The following is a 16532-nucleotide window of genomic DNA, read 5'->3' on the forward strand; positions in this document are numbered from 1 at the left end:
CTGCCAGGCATCAAATCGCGACAGCCCCGACCTCACGGTCGGGGCTTTTTGCGTTCTGCCGCGCGGCGGCGGGACCGGCACGCGGCCGGCCTTCCTGAGCGCTGAAGGCCCGGACGGTGCGCCGCTTTTCCCGCGCTTCCGCCACCGCCCGTTCTCCCCTCTGCCGCCTCTTTTTGCATCAGGGAGGTACCGTTCAGCGCGCTGTTTGCTTCCACCCGAATCGATCTCCTCTGATATTCAGCATTCGAGCCAGTTTAACCATGCTCAACGCTTCTTTTTGCTGTAAAAATATGCGAAAGTAGAGCCAAAAAAACTTTTTTTCACCATGTCTTCTCTCTTCTTTCTGACAGCCTGCGCAAAACTGCCGCAAGCCCCCTTCCACAGGAAATCCTTCCACGCTTCCGAACTCAAGATCGGGTAAACTACCGGCAGGTAAATTCGTTAAGGCCTTCTCATGTCCAGCCAGCAGCACTCTTTACAACCTTTCAATACGTTTAATCTTGATGTCTCTGCACAAAATATTGTTGTGGCTACTACGGCAGCAGCATTAAGCGCTGCATGGCAGGAAAGCCAGCGCCAGAAGCAGCCGGTAGTGTTAATAGGTGAAGGCAGTAATATACTGTTTTTAAAAGATTTTAACGGAACCGCTATCGTCAATCGTATCAAAGGCATAACGGTAACAGAGAGTGAGAGGTCCTGGCATCTGCACGTGGGAGCCGGAGAAAACTGGCATCAGCTGGTTAAGTACACGCTGGAACATGCGCTGCCGGGCCTGGAAAATATGGCAATGATACCAGGCTGTACGGGATCTGCGCCCATTCAGAACATCGGCGCTTATGGCGTAGAATTAAAAGATGTCTGTGAGTATGTCGATATTGTACACCTGCCTGAGGGCAACATCAGCCGCCTTTCCGCGCAGACCTGCCAGTTTGGCTACCGTGACAGTATCTTCAAGCATCAATACCAGTCCGGTTACGCTATCGTCGCCGTTGGATTGATCCTGAAAAAGCAGTGGTCGCCGGTTATCACCTATGGTGATTTAAGCCAGCTTTCTCCGGCAACGGTTACGCCAGTGCAGGTTTTTGACGCAGTATGTGCGATGCGCAGCAGCAAACTCCCCAATCCGGCTGAAACAGGCAACGCGGGCAGTTTTTTTAAAAATCCGGTAGTGGCGGCTGAGCAGGCGGCTGTCATTGCGGCAGCATGGCCGGATATGCCGCGCTATCCGCAGGCTGACGGCAGCGTGAAGCTGGCTGCGGGTTGGCTAATCGACCGCTGCGATCTTAAAGGTTATAACGTAGGCGGTGCCGCGGTTCATCAGAATCAGGCGCTGGTCTTAATCAATAAAAATCGGGCGACCAGTGACGATATCGTGGCGCTGGCACACGAGGTTCGTCAGCGTGTCGGACAGAAATTCAACGTATGGCTTGAACCTGAGGTACGTTTTATCGGCGCCGAAGGCGAGCAGGATGCTGTCGGAGTGATTGCATGAAAGACCAAACCGTGCCGTTAAAACTTGTTGCCTTGCTGGCCGATGGCGAATTTCATTCCGGCGAGCAGCTGGGCGAACAGCTGGGCATGAGCCGTGCCGCTATCAATAAGCATATTCAGACGCTGAAAGAATGGGGCATCGATGTATTTACCGTCACCGGTAAGGGCTATAGCCTGTCGGGCCCGATCCAGCTGCTGAATGAAAAAACGATCCTTTCGCAATTAGATCAGGGTGGGCTGGCGGTGATCCCTGTGATCGATTCCACCAACCAGTATCTGCTCGACAGAATGGCTACGTTGCAGTCCGGCGATGCCTGCGTGGCAGAATATCAGCAGGCCGGTCGCGGTCGTCGCGGTCGTCAATGGTTCTCGCCTTTTGGCTCCAATCTCTATCTCTCTATGTACTGGCGTCTGGAGCAGGGGCCGCTTGCAGCCATGGGGCTGAGCCTGGTTATCGGCATCGTCACAGCAGAAGTTCTGCAGGCGCTTGGTGCAAGTGATGTCAGGGTTAAATGGCCGAACGACCTCTATCTGCACGATCGCAAACTGGCCGGTATTCTCGTCGAACTGACGGGGAAAGCAGGCGATGCAGCCAATATAGTCATAGGGACAGGGATTAATCTGGCGATGCGCTCGCCGGACGCCAATGTCGTTAACCAGGCGTGGATCAATTTGCAGGAAGCAGGCGTTGCGATCGACAGAAACAAACTGGCTGCCAGCCTGGTCAATAAAATGCGCGAATCACTGATGCTCTTTGAACGCGAAGGCCTGGCACCTTTTATTGAACGCTGGGGCAAACTGGATAACTTCCTGGACCGACCGGTAAAACTGCTGATAGGCGACCGTGAAATACCGGGCATCGCCAGAGGCATCGATCAGCAGGGCGGTCTGATTCTGGAGCAGGATGGCGTACGTAAGTCCTGGGTAGGTGGCGAAATCTCTCTGCGCCCACAGGATTAATATAAAGGGGCCGTAGCCCCTTACCTTCATCTCCTGAAACGCTAACGGGCCTGCAGAAAAGTCAGCAGGTCCTCGTTGAGCTGTTGCTGATGCGTGGCGGGGAAGCCGTGCGGTGCTCCCTCGTAAATCTTCAGCTGTGCGCCCTTAATAGTCTCGGCGGACAGCTTGCCGGTCGCTTCAAAAGGGACAACCTGATCGCTGCTGCCGTGAATAACCAATGTCGGCACGTCAATCCTCTTCACGTCCGGACGGAAATCGGTTTCTGAAAAAGCGGTAACGCAGTCGATAGTGCCTTTTAGTGAAGCCAACAGGGCAATATTCAGCGTTTGCGTTCTTACCCCTTCCGATACCGTCATCCCCTTGTTGAGACCATAAAAAGGCGTAGCGAAATCGCTAATAAACTGCGCACGATCTTTACGCAATCCCGCTTTGATATCGTCAAAAACAGATTTTTCCACGCCTTCCGGATGGTCATTGGTTTTGATAAAAATCGGCGTAACGGCCCCCAGCAGCGCCAGGCCGCTCACGCGTTCGGTACCATAGCGGCCAATATAGCGAGTGACGTCACCGCCGCCCATAGAGAAGCCGACCAGCGTAATGTCGCGCAAATCGAGATGTTGAATCAGGTCATGAATATCGGAAGCAAAAGTATCATAATCATACCCTTCCCAGGGTTGATCGGATCGGCCGAAACCTCGCCGGTCGAAGGCTATAACGCGGTAACCGCGTTCGGCCAGAAAATTCATTTGGCTGTCCCACATATCGGCATCCAGCGGCCAGCCGTGGCTGAACAGCACCGGTTTACCCTTGCCCCAGTCTTTATAATAAATCTGCGTACCATCCTGCGTCCTGAACGTGCTCATGCATGTTTCCTCAGTTAACGGTTGGGTTGACCTGTTTAACCATAGCGGGACTTATGCCAGAAAGGTAAATAACAGGGCGACGGAATGACCGGCAAGAACAAGATTGGACTACCACGTTCCTTAGCCGGAAGGAGCCTGCTGCCCGTTCACGATAGCCATGCACTGCTCAATCCCTGCCACCGCTTTGCAATAATGGGTAAATTTTTGATGTTCATCTTTTATTCTGTAAAAGAATAATTATTGCTCTCATGCGTATTCAATATCACAGAGTAAACAATCAGGAATATGATCGGTCTTTAAAATAAAAACATTTAAAATCAAACGATTGTTTATAGTTTCTGCTTATGTTGCCAGCGGGCTAGTCTGGACGGCCGATGAGGAAGAGGCGAAAGATAACGAGGCAGAAGGGGGGTTATCCGCTCTGCCGAACAGCAGCCGGATGTTTCAATCACCCCTGCTGAAAATAGAGCCAAAGCGCGGCCTGTTAACGATCTGTCGGATATCATCCGCAAAATACTGGCGTAAACCTGACCGGCAATACCGAGCTTGATCCGAAATCAGTAATAATAAAGAAATGGGCCTGGAGTTTACTCAGGCGGGCTACGCAGCAGGCATTATCTATTTCCGTAACGATTACAAAATAAAATCGTCTCCGGTACTGACATTATTGGCTATGCCCCTGGCGGCAACCATATTTTACGTTGGGAAAATGGCGACAAGGCGCTGCTGGAAGGACTGGCAGGTGACCTGACTATTCCGCAATTGAAGAAATTCTGGAATGGCGTACTAATGCAACTTATTTGATAATTTCGGAAAATAAAGACACCGGCAATCCGCTATCACTGAATACATTATTAATACTCTATTGGATTATAGGGGCATCAGTAAACTTTCTACCAACCTGAACTCGACATTTTACGGAAAAAAAACCGGCAATATGCGGAAGCTCGTACCGAACAGGGATCGCTTTCTACAAAAGAGGTTAGCGCTTATTGCCTGGTGGGCATCGGGGTGAACCACACCATTATAAAAGATGTACAGCTGAAAGCAGGGATCAATAACCTATTTGATAAGCATATTTATCGTGAAAACGAAGGGACATCACCCTACAACCAGCCCGGGCGCGCTTTTTATGCGTGTGCCACGCTTTCAGTTTAAGCGCAGCTAAAACCCGCCCTGGCTGGATTTTATTTCGCGATAATACTGGTGATTAATCGCGTACGCGGCCACTGCATTCATTTTTTATTTTGAAATTGCCTTTTTCCGTATGCGTCATTTCCTGGGTAAATATAAGCATGCCTATACTCCCTTTACTCTCCTCAGCAAAAGGCCTGACTCGCCTTACTACCCATACTGCGAAAGGATCACCAGGGGGCGTCCGCTATGGCCAGACTAAAAGTATTTATTCATTCTCATCGCTGGCTCAGCCTGCTGATAGGCTGTCTGATTTTACTTACCGTGACGCTAATCGCCTGCCGTCTGTTTAGCGGCATGGCTGCTGAAAAAGTTTTTCCCGACCTGGCGCAGCCGGAAGAGACGGAAGCCCCTTCTACCTTTACCACCTATCGCGCTTCGTTAGCCACGGAAGCGATTATGGGCGGTCAGGGCACGGGGCTGAATTGCTCCATCCCAAAGCTAATGGAGAAAATAGCCTTCAGGCCTGCTGAAGACGGATCGGCTATTTCGCTCCGTTTTCGTCAGGCCTGCGTGATGCACGACCTCTGTTATCGGCACGGTTATGCGACATACGGCTATACCCAGGCAGACTGCGACAGCCAGCTACAGCAATCCGCCTACCGTTTATGCCGCCAGATCAATCGTCAGGGAAATTCTCAGGATCCGCTGTCGGCGTATGCAGCCTGTGAACACGAAGCGAAGGAGGTGCTGCTGGGGGTAACGCTGGGGGGAGCAGGCTCGTTTCACAGCAGAAGAAGCTCGACCTGGTTTGAATACGATCCGCAGCCTGCAAGGGCTGACAACTATACGGTCGGGCGCGCCGTCCCTCAGGGAACCCTCAGCGATCCGGGCCAGGATTTTGGCGTACGCACTTTTTATTTTCGACGTAATACCGTAAAAATGCGCGTGCTGGCAACGCAGCCAGAAAGTAATAAGGTCAGGGCGCTGCCTTTTCCGGACAGGCTGGTGGCCACGCCGCCCATATTAACGGACAACTTCTCCGGGAAAAGCGGTGCGTTACCGCCGCTGGTTTCCCTGGCCCGTAACTCCTATAGCGACACCAGTGTTCACCTAATCCCCTTTGCTATTGTTCACCAGCAAACGCCGGAGAAGGCGAGTTATCTTCTGAGCTTTCCCGAGTGCGCTCAGGACACCTGCTCGCTGGATGCGGACGCCTCCGTCAATAAATTCGCCGTTATCGATAATCAGCCAGTGCTGGTTTCCCTGACCCATCGCGGCGTGCTCAGCAGCCATAAAACCACGGTGAAAATTGAACAAAACGCGTTTACATCAGGCGAGGGTAAACAGCCCATGACCGATTATGCGTTGAACGGCCCGTCAACCTCTGTTCATAATCAGTATCGCTTTCTGTCTCACGACATGGTGTTTGAAAGGGACGGGGAGGGCCATATCACCCATGCGTTGGCTTTTGCTCGTGGCGTCGGGGTTTCAGCGGACGGTAAACAGTTTATTCGCGATGACAGCGGGAAAAATTACGCAACTCGCGTGGCGGTTGCACGGCAACGGCTGGGCAATAACCACACGGGCGATCTTCAACGCTTTTTTTTAAATGCCGCGGAGACGGATGAGCCATTGTCGCCGGTTCGACTGGGCAGGACACAGGGCACGGCACTGCTGGCGCTCGCCTGGTCGGCAGCCGATCTGCGGCGGGTGGAGAATGGCGAGCCGGCCACCCATCCGCCGCTGGTTAAGCTCTGGCGGCTACCGCCAGACGGTGCGACGCCGGATCCTGTGCCGCAAACGCTGAGCGTGCCCGTTCCCGTCCCTAACGGCTATATCAGCCTGCCGCCGATTATTGCTCGTCTGACCACGCAGGATGCACCTTTGATGATCCTGACTCGTGTCGCGCCGGATCGCTGGCAAAGTCAGAATACCCAGCCGACAACCGTGATAACCGATACGCTGGCGATCGATTTCATTATCACTTCACTGATTACCGCCGCTGACGGAAAAAGTCATTTTGCCCACAGCTACCAGCTGCGCTGTGAAATTGGCCTGGATAAGCAGCTTCAGTCTCCTGAAGCCAGTTCGCTAAGACAGCGCGCGTATCGCATCCGCTACGGCCGCTATAATCCCACGCTGGAGGCGCAAAACCCCGCCTGGCAATTCAACGTGGTCAAGTCAGAGCTGGCAAGCCGCTGGCGCATGAGCCAGCCAATCGTTTCAGAGCGTCAGCTTGATAGCGGGCCGGTGATGGCACTCACGATGGTTTTTAACGGCTTCCCGGCCATGTCTTTTCAGGCGTTATTAAACACGGAAAACGGCCAGCTGCGCTATTTCCCGGCAGATACGCTGCCACGCTTTGTGAATGGCTGCTCGTTAAAGGCACTGTCGCCGGAAAACGGGCAATAAAAAAGGCCAGCGCATGCTGGCCTTTTTTTACACCCTGCAACCTTAGCGCATGGTAACAAACTCTTCCGCACCGGTCGGATGGATAGCCACCGTATTGTCGAAGTCTTTTTTGGTCGCGCCCATTTTCAGCGCCACCGCAAAGCCCTGCAGCATTTCATCCATGCCGTAGCCGATACCGTGGATGCCGACAATCTTCTCATCTTTGCCCACGCAAACCAGCTTCATGCGGCATGGCTGGCGATGCTGCGTCACGGCGGTATACATAGCGGTAAAGGCGGATTTATACACCTTCACTTCGTCATCGCCATACTGCTCGCGCGCCTGTGGCTCGCTCAGGCCTACGGTGCCGATAGGAGGATGGCTGAAGACCACGGTCGGCACGTTGCTGTAATCCAGATGCTCATCCGGCTTGTTGTTAAACAGACGTTCAGAAAGGCGACGGCCAGCGGCCACGGCTACCGGCGTCAGCTCTACGGCACCGGTGTTGTCGCCAACGGCATAAATACCCTGCACGTTAGTGTTCTGGTACTTATCAACGTTGATATAGCCTTTCTCGTTCAGGGCCACGCCGGTCACGTTCAGGTTCAGGCTGTCGGTAGCCGGTTCACGGCCAATGGCCCACACCAGGCAGTCTACGGTCTGCTCCTGACCATTTTCCAGCTGCAGGGTCAGGCTGCCGTCGGCATTTTTAACGATCGCTTTCGGAATGGATTCGGTATGCAGCGTCGGACCTTCCGCGTTCATGACTTCTACCAGCGTGTCTACGATCAGCGGATCGAAGCTGCGCAGCGGCGCGTGTTTACGCACGAACAGGTGAGTTTCAGACCCCAGCGCGTTTAACACGCCTGCGATCTCAACGGCAATATAGCCAGCCCCGACCACGGCGGTGCGTTTTGGCAGCGCGTCCAGGTCAAAGAAGCCGTCAGAATCGATACCGTACTCTGCACCCGGAATGGACGGATGGCTTGGACGGCCGCCGGTCGCAATCAGAATATGATCCGCCGTGATCTTCTCGCCGTTTACTTCCACCGTATGGGCATCAACAAAACGCGCGAACCCCTTGATAACGTCTACGTTATTTTTGCCCAGCACGTTATCGTATGAGGTGTGAATACGATCAATATAGGCACTACGGTTTTTAACCAGCGTCGCCCAGTCAAAGCTGTTGACGGTGGTATTAAAGCCGTAATCAGGGCCATACTGATGAATAGCTTCGGCGATCTGCGCCGCATGCCACATCACCTTTTTCGGCACGCAGCCGACGTTTACGCAGGTCCCGCCGAGGTCTTTCGCCTCGATCAGCGCGCACTTTTGTCCGTACATGGCTGCACGATTAATGGAAGCGATGCCGCCGCTGCCGCCGCCGATAGCAAGGTAGTCATAATGTCTGGTCATCGAAAGAGTTCCATAAGGGTCGAATTAATTGGCACTAGTGTAACGCCTGACGGCCAAATGCCGCAAAGTTTGCGTCTATGATTGTGATAGGGCGGGCGCGTCGCAAGGGCTGATAACCGCCAGAAAGCGTGACGTAACACGCTATTTTTTTATTCAGAAACAGGCAAAGAGAGACGGAATGGAACTGCTTTTTTTAGGTACCGGCGCGGGGACGCCCAGCCGCCAGCGCAACGTCACCAGCATCGCTTTAAATCTGCAGGGCGTGCGCAGCGGCAGCTGGCTGTTTGACTGCGGAGAAGGGACTCAGCATCAGATCCTGCGCAGCACGGTCAAACCCGGCAAGCTGGAAAAGATATTTATCACCCATCTGCACGGCGATCATATTTTTGGCCTGCCGGGCTTGCTGACCAGCCGCTCAATGAACGGCATCAGCGAGGCAATTACGCTCTATGGGCCGCCAGGGATCAAAGCTTTTGTAGAGATGTCTCTTAGCCTGAGCGGCTCCTGGCTGACTTTCCCGCTGGAAATTGTGGAAATCGGGGCCGGAGAGCTTTTCAGCGATGAGCATTTCCGCGTTACGGCTTATCCACTGACGCATCCGATGGAGTGTTATGGCTTTCGTATTGAAGAACATGACCGGCCGGGCACGCTGGACGCGGAACGGCTGCTGGCGGACGGCATCAAGCCCGGGCGGCTGTTTCAGCAGCTTAAGCAGGGCAAAACGGTGACCCTGGAAGATGGGCGCGTAGTGGACGGCAGCCGCTACCTTGGCCCGGCTATAAAAGGGCGCACGCTGGCTATTTTCGGCGACACGGCGCCGACGGCAGAGGCAAGCACGCTGGCGGCTAACGCGGATGTCGTGGTGCATGAGGCAACACTGGAAGTCGCCATGGAAGAAAAAGCCAATAGCCGCGGTCATTCGTCAACGGTGCAGGCCGCCACGGTGGCAAAGGAAGCGCGGGCGAAAAAGCTGATCGTTACTCATCTGAGTTCGCGCTATTTGCGTGAGGACACGGAACGGCTACTGGCAGAGTGCCGGGAGATTTTTCCGGCGACTGAAATGGCACACGATTTTGCCTTGTTTCCGCTGTAGCAAGCCGGCCGGGCAGCGCCCGGCCAGGCCAGGCGCGGTTATTCCGGCACGATCCAGCTGACTTTGGTGTGGCCGGTGCCTGATGGCACTAGCTGCTTGTGCAGCCACGGCAGCACGTTTTTCATCTGCTGTTCCAGCTTCCAGGGGGGATTAATCACGATCATGCCTGATGCGGTCATCCCGCGTCGATCGCTGTCCGGCAGCACCGCCAGTTCAATTTGCAGAATACGTCGGATGCCGGTCGCTTCCAGCTCGGCAAACATACGTTTGATCTGCTGGCGCAGGACCACCGGATACCACAGGGCAAAGACGCCGGTACCGAAACGTTTGTGGCCTTCCTGAATGCTTTTTACCACCGCCTGATAATCCGTTTTGATTTCGTAAGGCGGATCGATCAGCACCAGGCCGCGACGTGACAGCGGGGGAAGTTTAGATTTCAGCTGCTGATAACCGTCCGCTTTTTCCGTGCGTGCACGCTCGTCTTTCTGGAACTCGTTGCGCAGCAGCGGATAGTCGCTGGGATGCAGCTCGGTCAGGTTCAACTTGTCTTCGGCGCGCAGCAGGTGGCGTGCAATCAACGGAGAGCCAGGGTAAAAACGCAGCCTGCCGTTAGGATTCAACGCCTTAACGCAGGAAAGATAGCTTTCCAGCTCTTCCGGCACGTCGTCCTGTTGCCAGATACGGGCGATCCCTTCCAGATATTCTCCGGTACGTTCGGCATGCTCGCTGCCCAGCTGATAGCGTCCGGCGCCCGCGTGGGTATCGAGATAAAGGTAGGGTTTATCCTTCTCGTTAAGCGCGTTAATGATCAGGCTCTGAACGGTATGTTTGAGTACGTCGGCGTGGTTGCCGGCATGAAAACTGTGGCGATAACTCAGCATGTCGTGGGATTTGTCCGGTGGGAAAAAAGCAAGTGTGCCGCACGGGCGGCACGATTCCTGCCCAGTATAACCGTCTGGCGGAAAAAATGCGCTACCCTGGCTGATGCAGCCAGAAGGGATAGGTAAAAAACAGCAGTTGTAGCAGATTGAAAGCAAAATGCACCAGCGTAGAAACCCAGACGCGTCCACTCCACAGCCAGGCCAGGCCGTAAATCACCCCGACCAGCGTGGCAAAAAAAACCAGCATCGCACCGCCTGGGGCATGGGCCAGCCCGAACAGCACTGCCGTCATCAGCAGCGCCCGGACGTTACCGACCCGCAGGCTCAGGCGCTGTTGTACATAGCCGCGAAACAGGGTCTCTTCAGCCAGCGACACAAAAAACAGGTTAGCCAGCACAAACGAGCCGAGCCAGGCCGGATAATGCGGTTCCACCCTTAGTCCACCGGCCAGCGTGGCGATCAGGAGTAGCGTCGGCATGGAAAGCAATAAAACCAGCCACCATAGTCGGTTAGCCGGCGGCGCAGACGGGCGTTTCAGCAGGGTAGGCAGACAGCCCAGCAGCACAAAGGGGATTAGGGCCTTATCAAAGTTGTAATAGAAGGTAAAAGGCGCACTCTCTGGCCCAACCTGTACTCCGGAAACGATGGGCAGATTGTTAAAGCCCGGTACAAGGTGCAGCATCAGCGCGATCGCGCTCAGGAAAAGTAAGGCTTCTGCGACCGTGCCCGCTACGTTTCGCGTCCGCTGCTTATAGCAAAAGCAGGCAGCGGCGCCCATCGCGACTAATGCCCCGATGGCGGGGAACTGTAATGTCTGGTTGCTAATACCGAGACCCAGCGAGATAACTAACAAGCCCAGCGAAACGCGCCGGTAAAAAGGTAAAAAGAACAACGATGCGGCAAGGCAATACCACATAAAGACGCTCCCTGTGAATCGGCGAAATAAAGTGCGGAAAAAGTATGCTCCCGCTGCGTTTTACAGGCAATTGCCTTTTTTAAGCTCGTCTTTGCCCCATTGATTTTCGCTACACTTAACCTCATGTTAGCTTAATCGTGCGCGGCAACGCGCCTCATACATCGATAACAAGGACTGCGCTATGACCAATCCGTTGCTGACTTCTTTTACGCTTCCGCCTTTTTCCGCTATTAAGCCAGAACACGTTGTACCGGCCGTGACTACCGCGCTGGAAGCGTGCCGTGCGGCGGTGGAAAAGGCTGTTGCCCAGGGCGCACCTTACACCTGGGATAATCTGGTACAGCCGCTGTCAGAAGCCGACGATCGCCTGAGCCGCCTGTTCTCGCCGGTCAGCCACCTGAACTCGGTCCAAAACAGCCCCGAGCTACGTCAGGCCTATGAGCAGACGCTGCCGCTGCTGTCAGAATACAGCACCTGGGTGGGGCAGCACGAAGGCCTGTATCAGGCTTACCGCAACCTGAAAGAAAACAGCTTTGATGAACTGAGCGCGCCGCAGAAAAAAGCGGTGGACAACGCGCTGCGCGACTTCGAATTATCCGGCATCGGCCTGTCGAAAGAAAAGCAGAAGCGCTACGGTGAAATCGCCGCCCGTCTGTCCGAGCTGGGCTCTACTTACAGCAACAACGTGCTTGACGCCACCATGGGCTGGAGCAAGCTTATTACCGATGAAAGCGAGCTGGCGGGCATGCCGGAAAGCGCGCTGGCCGCTGCCAAAGCGCAGGCGGAAGCCAAAGAGCAGGAAGGCTGGCTGCTGACGCTGGATATCCCAAGCTATCTGCCGGTAATGACTTACTGCGACAACCAGGCGCTGCGTGAAGAGATGTACCGCGCTTACGCAACGCGTGCTTCTGACCAGGGACCGAATGCCGGAAAATGGGATAACAGCGAAGTGATGGCGGAAACGCTGGCGCTGCGCCACGAGCTGGCACAGCTGCTGGGCTTCTCTTCCTATGCGGAAAAATCCCTCGCCACCAAAATGGCCGAAAATCCGGCGCAGGTAACCGACTTCCTGACCGATCTGGCGAAGCGCGCCCGGCCGCAGGCGGAAAAAGAACTGGAGCAGCTGCGTGCTTTTGCGAAAAAAGAGCACGGTATTGACGAGCTGAACCCATGGGATCTGACCTACTACGGTGAAAAACAGAAGCAGCACCTGTACGCTATCAGCGACGAGCAGCTGCGGCCTTACTTCCCGGAAGAGCGTGCCGTTAATGGCCTGTTCGAGGTGGTTAAGCGTATTTACGGCATCACCGCTAAAGAGCGTAAAGATGTAGATGTTTATCACCCGGACGTGCGCTTCTTTGATTTGTTCGACGAAAGCGGTGAGCTGCGCGGCAGCTTCTACCTGGATCTTTACGCACGTGAAAACAAACGTGGCGGTGCGTGGATGGACGATTGCGTAGGCCAGATGCGTCGCGCCGACGGCAGCCTGCAAAAACCGGTTGCTTACCTGACCTGTAATTTCAATCGTCCACTGAGCGGTAAACCGGCGCTCTTCACCCATGATGAAGTCACCACGCTGTTCCATGAGTTTGGCCACGGCCTGCATCATATGCTGACCCGTATCGACACCCCGGGCGTTTCCGGTATCAATGGCGTGCCGTGGGATGCGGTCGAACTGCCAAGCCAGTTTATGGAAAACTGGTGCTGGGAGCCGGAGGCGCTGGCCTTTATTTCCGGCCATTATGAGACCGGCGAGCCGCTGCCTCAGGCGCTACTGGATAAAATGCTGGCGGCGAAAAACTATCAGGCCGCGCTATTTATCCTGCGCCAGCTGGAGTTCGGCCTGTTCGATTTCCGTCTGCACGCCGAGTTCGATCCGGCGAAGGGCGCACAAATCCTGGAGATGCTGAAAGAGATTAAAAAGCTGGTGGCCGTGGTGCCAGCGCCAGCATGGGGCCGTTTCCCGCACGCCTTTAGTCATATCTTCGCTGGGGGTTATGCAGCGGGCTACTACAGCTATCTGTGGGCCGATGTGCTGGCTGCGGATGCCTATTCTCGCTTCGAGGAAGAGGGGATTTTCAACCGTGAGACAGGCCAGTCTTTCCTGGACAACATTTTGACGCGCGGCGGTTCTGAAGAACCGATGGCGCTGTTCAAACGTTTCCGTGGCCGTGAGCCTCAGCTGGACGCCATGCTGGCGCACTACGGTATTCAGGAAAGCACTGAGTGAAGATCTGCTTAATTGATGAAACGGGCGCCGGAGACGGCGCCTTATCTCTTTTAGCCGCACGCTGGCAGCTTGAACACGACGAAGCCGCGCCGATGGCGCTGGTGATGACCGACGCTCATCTGGAGCTGCGTAAGCGCGATGAGCCAAAACTGGGCGGCATCTTTGTGGATTTTGTCGAGGGGGCGATGGCGCACCGCCGTCGCTTTGGCGGTGGTCGGGGTGAAGCCGTAGCAAAAGCGGTCGGCATCAAGGGTAACTATCTGCCGGTGGTCACCGACGCCACGGCAGGGCTGGGACGTGACGCTTTTGTACTGGCCTCGCTGGGTTGCCGCGTGCAGATGCTGGAAAGGCATCCGGTTGTGGCTGCACTGCTGGATGATGGCCTTCAACGCGGCTACCGTAATCCGGAAATCGGCGGCTGGCTACAGGCGCGCCTGACGCTGGTGCATGCTTCCAGCCTGGATGCGCTGGCGGCAATCAGTGAAAAGCCAGATGTGGTGTATCTCGATCCCATGTATCCACACAGGCAAAAAAGCGCGCTGGTCAAGAAAGAGATGCGTGTGTTTCAGACGCTGGTCGGTGCGGATGACGATGCTGACGGGCTGTTGGAGCCGGCGAGACGGCTGGCGAAAAAACGCGTAGTGGTTAAACGGCCTGACTATGCGCCTCCATTGGCGGGTATCGCCACCCAGTCCGCCGTGGTCACGAAAAGTCACCGTTTTGATATCTATCCACCGCTGAATACGGCGGAGTAACTCACTGTTAAAAGCCGCTTCCCTTAATCCTGCAGAAGCGGCTTATTGCATGCCAAAGGCTACTCTTCCTGCTCGTCGCGCAGCGGCACAATCAACATATCAATATGCACGGTGTTGATTAGCTGGCGGGCTGAGGACATCAGCTTGCTCCAGAAATCCTGATGATGACCACACACCACCAGATCGACATCGTAACGCTTGATTGCGTCCACCAGCACCTGACCCAGATCGCCGCTGCCGCTGAGGGTTTCGGTAATGGGGTAACCTGCGCTGTTCGAAATATCGGAAAGCGCGGTGTGCGTCTCTTCAGAAATCCGTTTTTGCATATCGCCAAGGTTCACGTCGATCAGGCCGGTGTAGAGATCGGAGTAATTGACGTCAACATGGATCAGCGACACTTTTGCGTCGTAAGGGCGGGCCATAGATACCGCTTTCGCCACCAGCAGTTTACTTTCTGGTGAAAGATCCACGGCAATCAGAATGTGTTTGTAAGACATAACGCTACTCCTTCCATTCGGTGCGGCTGCATACTTGCAGGCAGTCTGGCATCATAACACATTGAATTAATGCGATGTGGCAGGGTTCTCAGCGTCTGTCTCGACGCGTTTTTTATCCAGACAGTATAGCGAAAAGGGTGAACAAATGCCGGTCAGCGCCTCACCTTTGCGAGCGGGATCAACATGAATTTTCCGCTCTTTTTGTCCCGAGGCTCGTTCATGCTGGAAAAAATTTCCTTCCATCTCCTAAACTGAAGAAGAGAATAAAAGCGCTGGACGGCAACGTTGCCGTTACCCAGGTTGGTCGTGGGGTTGGCTAAGCTCTGTTAAGCAGGATCGGCGGCTGCAGAGTATCGTCGTGGAGGAGAGCATGATTAGCACGATTGCACTTTTTTGGGCTCTTTGCGTGGTTTGTCTGGTGAATATGGTGCGTTACTTTTCTTCCCTGCGCGCGCTGCTGGTGGTGCTTCGCGGCTGCGATCCTTTACTTTATCAGTACGTTGACGGCGCGGGGTTTTTTACCTCTCACGGCCAGCCCGGCAAACAGGTACGGCTGGTGCGCTATATCTGGATGCAGCGCTATCGCGACCACCATGATGAAGAGTTTATTCGTCGCTGCGAGCGGGTTCGCGGACAGTTTCTGCTGACCAGCGCACTGTGCGGACTGGTTTTTATCAGCCTGATCGGCCTGCTTATCTGGCATTAGGGCATAAAAAAGGCGGGGAAATATCCCCGCCCTGATAGTGCTGCAATGCCGGATTACGGTACCAGTTTCAGTGCCAGCCAGTACAGGCTGCCCGAAAGCAGGATGGAAACCGGCAGAGTAAAGATCCAAGCTAACAGGATATTTTTAATCGTCCGGCCCTGTACACCGCCGCCGTCTACCAGCATGGTGCCGGCTACGGAAGAGGAGAGCACATGGGTCGTTGAAACAGGCATCCCGGTATAGCTGGCTACGCCGATAGAGACGGCCGCCGTCATCTGGGCAGACATACCCTGAGCGTAGGTCATGCCTTTCTTGCCAATCTTCTCGCCGATAGTGGTGGCGACGCGACGCCATCCCACCATGGTGCCGAGCGACAGCGCCAGGGCAACGGCGATAATGATCCAGACCGGAGCATATTCAACGGTGTTGAGCATGTCGCCTTTCAGCTTGCCAAGGAAACGTTGATCTTCAGCAGAAACGTCCTTCAGCCTGGCGGTTTTGTCAGCCGTATCGGAGATGCACATAAGCAGGCGACGCAGCTGGCTGCGCTGCTCGACGTTTAACGCGTCGTAGCTTTGCAGATTATTCAGCAGGCTCTGGGTACGCTCGATAGCAGGCATCACACGCGAAGCATCGCAGTGAAACTCTTTCGGGCTGCCCGGATGCTCTTCTGGCGCCGGCAGAGCCGGTGGCAGCAGCTGCACCATCTGCGCCAGCGAATCGCCATGCTGCTGGTAATACTGCTCCAGATGATTGACCGCATCGCGCGTACGCGTAATGTCATAGCCGGAAGCGTTCAAATTGACGATAAAGCCCGCAGGCGCTACGCCAATCAGCACCAGCATAATCAGGCCAATGCCTTTCTGACCGTCGTTAGCGCCGTGAGAGTAGCTCACGCCAATAGCCGATACGATCAGCGCGATACGCGTCCAGAACGGCGGCTTTTTCTTGCCGTCGATCTTTTCGCGTTCCGCAGGCGTCATATGAATACGGCGGCGCTTTTTATTGCCGCTCCAGCAGCGGCGCAGAATAAACACCATGCCGCCAGCCAGCACCAGGCCGACAATCGGAGAGATAACCAGCGACAGGAAAATGCCGATCATTTTCGGGATATTCAGCGCATCCACGACCGACGTGCCGGTCAGCAGTGCGTTGGTCAGGCCAATGCCGATAATGGCCCCGATGAGGGTATGGGA

General features: G+C 54.8%; 14 protein-coding genes. 8 read left to right on the forward strand and 6 right to left on the reverse strand.

Annotation, left to right across the window (positions count from 1 at the left end; all coding sequences use genetic code 11):
* From RTK32_RS07955 to birA, 3 genes are all read left to right on the forward strand, one after another.
* Positions 1-286 (forward strand): hypothetical protein (locus tag RTK32_RS07955; RefSeq protein ID WP_312042925.1); only part of this gene is annotated, 286 nt, incomplete at its 5' end.
* A 168-nt stretch (positions 287-454) separates the two neighbouring features.
* Entirely contained in the window at positions 455-1492 is a 1038-nt protein-coding gene (gene murB / locus RTK32_RS07960) for a UDP-N-acetylmuramate dehydrogenase (RefSeq protein ID WP_312042926.1), read from the forward strand.
* Entirely contained in the window at positions 1489-2451 is a 963-nt protein-coding gene (birA, locus tag RTK32_RS07965) for a bifunctional biotin--[acetyl-CoA-carboxylase] ligase/biotin operon repressor BirA (protein WP_312042927.1), read from the forward strand. The genes murB and birA overlap by 4 nt, the downstream gene beginning before the upstream one ends.
* A 41-nt stretch (positions 2452-2492) precedes the next feature.
* Here the strand turns inward: birA and RTK32_RS07970 are convergent, their stop codons facing one another.
* Positions 2493-3314: an alpha/beta hydrolase gene (locus tag RTK32_RS07970; RefSeq protein WP_312042928.1), complete on the reverse strand. Its 822-nt coding sequence runs from the start codon at positions 3312-3314 to the stop codon at positions 2493-2495.
* Between the two features lie 1383 nt (positions 3315-4697).
* Here RTK32_RS07970 and RTK32_RS07980 point away from each other — a divergent pair.
* Positions 4698-6863 carry a hypothetical protein gene (locus tag RTK32_RS07980; protein WP_312042929.1) on the forward strand — a complete coding sequence of 722 codons (2166 nt, stop codon included), beginning with the start codon at positions 4698-4700 and terminating at the stop codon, positions 6861-6863.
* A 42-nt stretch (positions 6864-6905) separates the two neighbouring features.
* Here the strand turns inward: RTK32_RS07980 and gorA are convergent, their stop codons facing one another.
* On the reverse strand, positions 6906-8258 hold the full coding sequence (gene gorA / locus RTK32_RS07985; RefSeq protein WP_312042930.1) for a glutathione-disulfide reductase: 1353 nt from the start codon (positions 8256-8258) through the stop codon (positions 6906-6908).
* Positions 8259-8436: 178 nt separating this feature from the next.
* On the opposite strand from gorA, the gene rnz reads away from it, so the two are divergent.
* The gene (rnz, locus tag RTK32_RS07990) at positions 8437-9351 is read left to right on the forward strand and encodes a ribonuclease Z (RefSeq protein WP_312042931.1); all 915 of its coding nucleotides are present in this window, start codon (positions 8437-8439) and stop codon (positions 9349-9351) included.
* Positions 9352-9389: 38 nt separating this feature from the next.
* Here the strand turns inward: rnz and RTK32_RS07995 are convergent, their stop codons facing one another.
* The gene (locus RTK32_RS07995) at positions 9390-10232 is read right to left on the reverse strand and encodes a 23S rRNA (adenine(2030)-N(6))-methyltransferase RlmJ (RefSeq protein ID WP_312042932.1); all 843 of its coding nucleotides are present in this window, start codon (positions 10230-10232) and stop codon (positions 9390-9392) included.
* A 91-nt stretch (positions 10233-10323) separates the two neighbouring features.
* Positions 10324-11148: a CPBP family intramembrane glutamic endopeptidase gene (locus RTK32_RS08000; protein WP_312042933.1), complete on the reverse strand. Its 825-nt coding sequence runs from the start codon at positions 11146-11148 to the stop codon at positions 10324-10326.
* Between the two features lie 181 nt (positions 11149-11329).
* On the opposite strand from RTK32_RS08000, the gene prlC reads away from it, so the two are divergent.
* Together prlC and rsmJ are read left to right on the forward strand one after the other, a co-directional pair.
* Positions 11330-13378, forward strand: coding sequence for an oligopeptidase A (prlC, locus tag RTK32_RS08005; RefSeq protein ID WP_312042934.1), 2049 nt, complete (start codon positions 11330-11332; stop codon positions 13376-13378).
* Positions 13375-14133 carry a 16S rRNA (guanine(1516)-N(2))-methyltransferase RsmJ gene (gene rsmJ, locus RTK32_RS08010; RefSeq protein ID WP_312042935.1) on the forward strand — a complete coding sequence of 253 codons (759 nt, stop codon included), beginning with the start codon at positions 13375-13377 and terminating at the stop codon, positions 14131-14133. The genes prlC and rsmJ overlap by 4 nt, the downstream gene beginning before the upstream one ends.
* Positions 14134-14192: 59 nt before the next feature.
* On the opposite strand, the gene uspA is transcribed toward rsmJ, so the two are convergent.
* The gene (gene uspA, locus RTK32_RS08015; protein WP_312042936.1) at positions 14193-14630 is read right to left on the reverse strand and encodes a universal stress protein UspA; all 438 of its coding nucleotides are present in this window, start codon (positions 14628-14630) and stop codon (positions 14193-14195) included.
* Positions 14631-15000: 370 nt separating this feature from the next.
* On the opposite strand from uspA, the gene uspB reads away from it, so the two are divergent.
* Positions 15001-15336 carry a universal stress protein UspB gene (gene uspB, locus RTK32_RS08020; RefSeq protein ID WP_312042937.1) on the forward strand — a complete coding sequence of 112 codons (336 nt, stop codon included), beginning with the start codon at positions 15001-15003 and terminating at the stop codon, positions 15334-15336.
* Positions 15337-15389: 53 nt separating this feature from the next.
* On the opposite strand, the gene RTK32_RS08025 is transcribed toward uspB, so the two are convergent.
* A partial coding sequence (locus RTK32_RS08025) for an inorganic phosphate transporter (RefSeq protein WP_312042938.1) occupies positions 15390-16532 on the reverse strand: 1143 nt, incomplete at its 5' end.

The organism is Erwinia sp. (assembly GCF_031978025.1).
GTDB lineage: Bacteria > Pseudomonadota > Gammaproteobacteria > Enterobacterales > Enterobacteriaceae > Erwinia.

Excerpts from the sequence above, each read along its gene's own strand:
- murB (WP_312042926.1), top strand. The coding sequence starts at position 455 with ATGTCCAGCCAGCAGCACTCTTTACAACCTTTCAATACGTTTAATCTT.
- birA (WP_312042927.1), top strand. The coding sequence starts at position 1,489 with ATGAAAGACCAAACCGTGCCGTTAAAACTTGTTGCCTTGCTGGCCGAT.
- RTK32_RS07970 (WP_312042928.1), bottom strand. The coding sequence starts at position 3,314 with ATGAGCACGTTCAGGACGCAGGATGGTACGCAGATTTATTATAAAGAC.
- RTK32_RS07980 (WP_312042929.1), top strand. The coding sequence starts at position 4,698 with ATGGCCAGACTAAAAGTATTTATTCATTCTCATCGCTGGCTCAGCCTG.
- gorA (WP_312042930.1), bottom strand. The coding sequence starts at position 8,258 with ATGACCAGACATTATGACTACCTTGCTATCGGCGGCGGCAGCGGCGGC.
- rnz (WP_312042931.1), top strand. The coding sequence starts at position 8,437 with ATGGAACTGCTTTTTTTAGGTACCGGCGCGGGGACGCCCAGCCGCCAG.
- RTK32_RS07995 (WP_312042932.1), bottom strand. The coding sequence starts at position 10,232 with ATGCTGAGTTATCGCCACAGTTTTCATGCCGGCAACCACGCCGACGTA.
- RTK32_RS08000 (WP_312042933.1), bottom strand. The coding sequence starts at position 11,148 with ATGTGGTATTGCCTTGCCGCATCGTTGTTCTTTTTACCTTTTTACCGG.
- prlC (WP_312042934.1), top strand. The coding sequence starts at position 11,330 with ATGACCAATCCGTTGCTGACTTCTTTTACGCTTCCGCCTTTTTCCGCT.
- uspA (WP_312042936.1), bottom strand. The coding sequence starts at position 14,630 with ATGTCTTACAAACACATTCTGATTGCCGTGGATCTTTCACCAGAAAGT.
- uspB (WP_312042937.1), top strand. The coding sequence starts at position 15,001 with ATGATTAGCACGATTGCACTTTTTTGGGCTCTTTGCGTGGTTTGTCTG.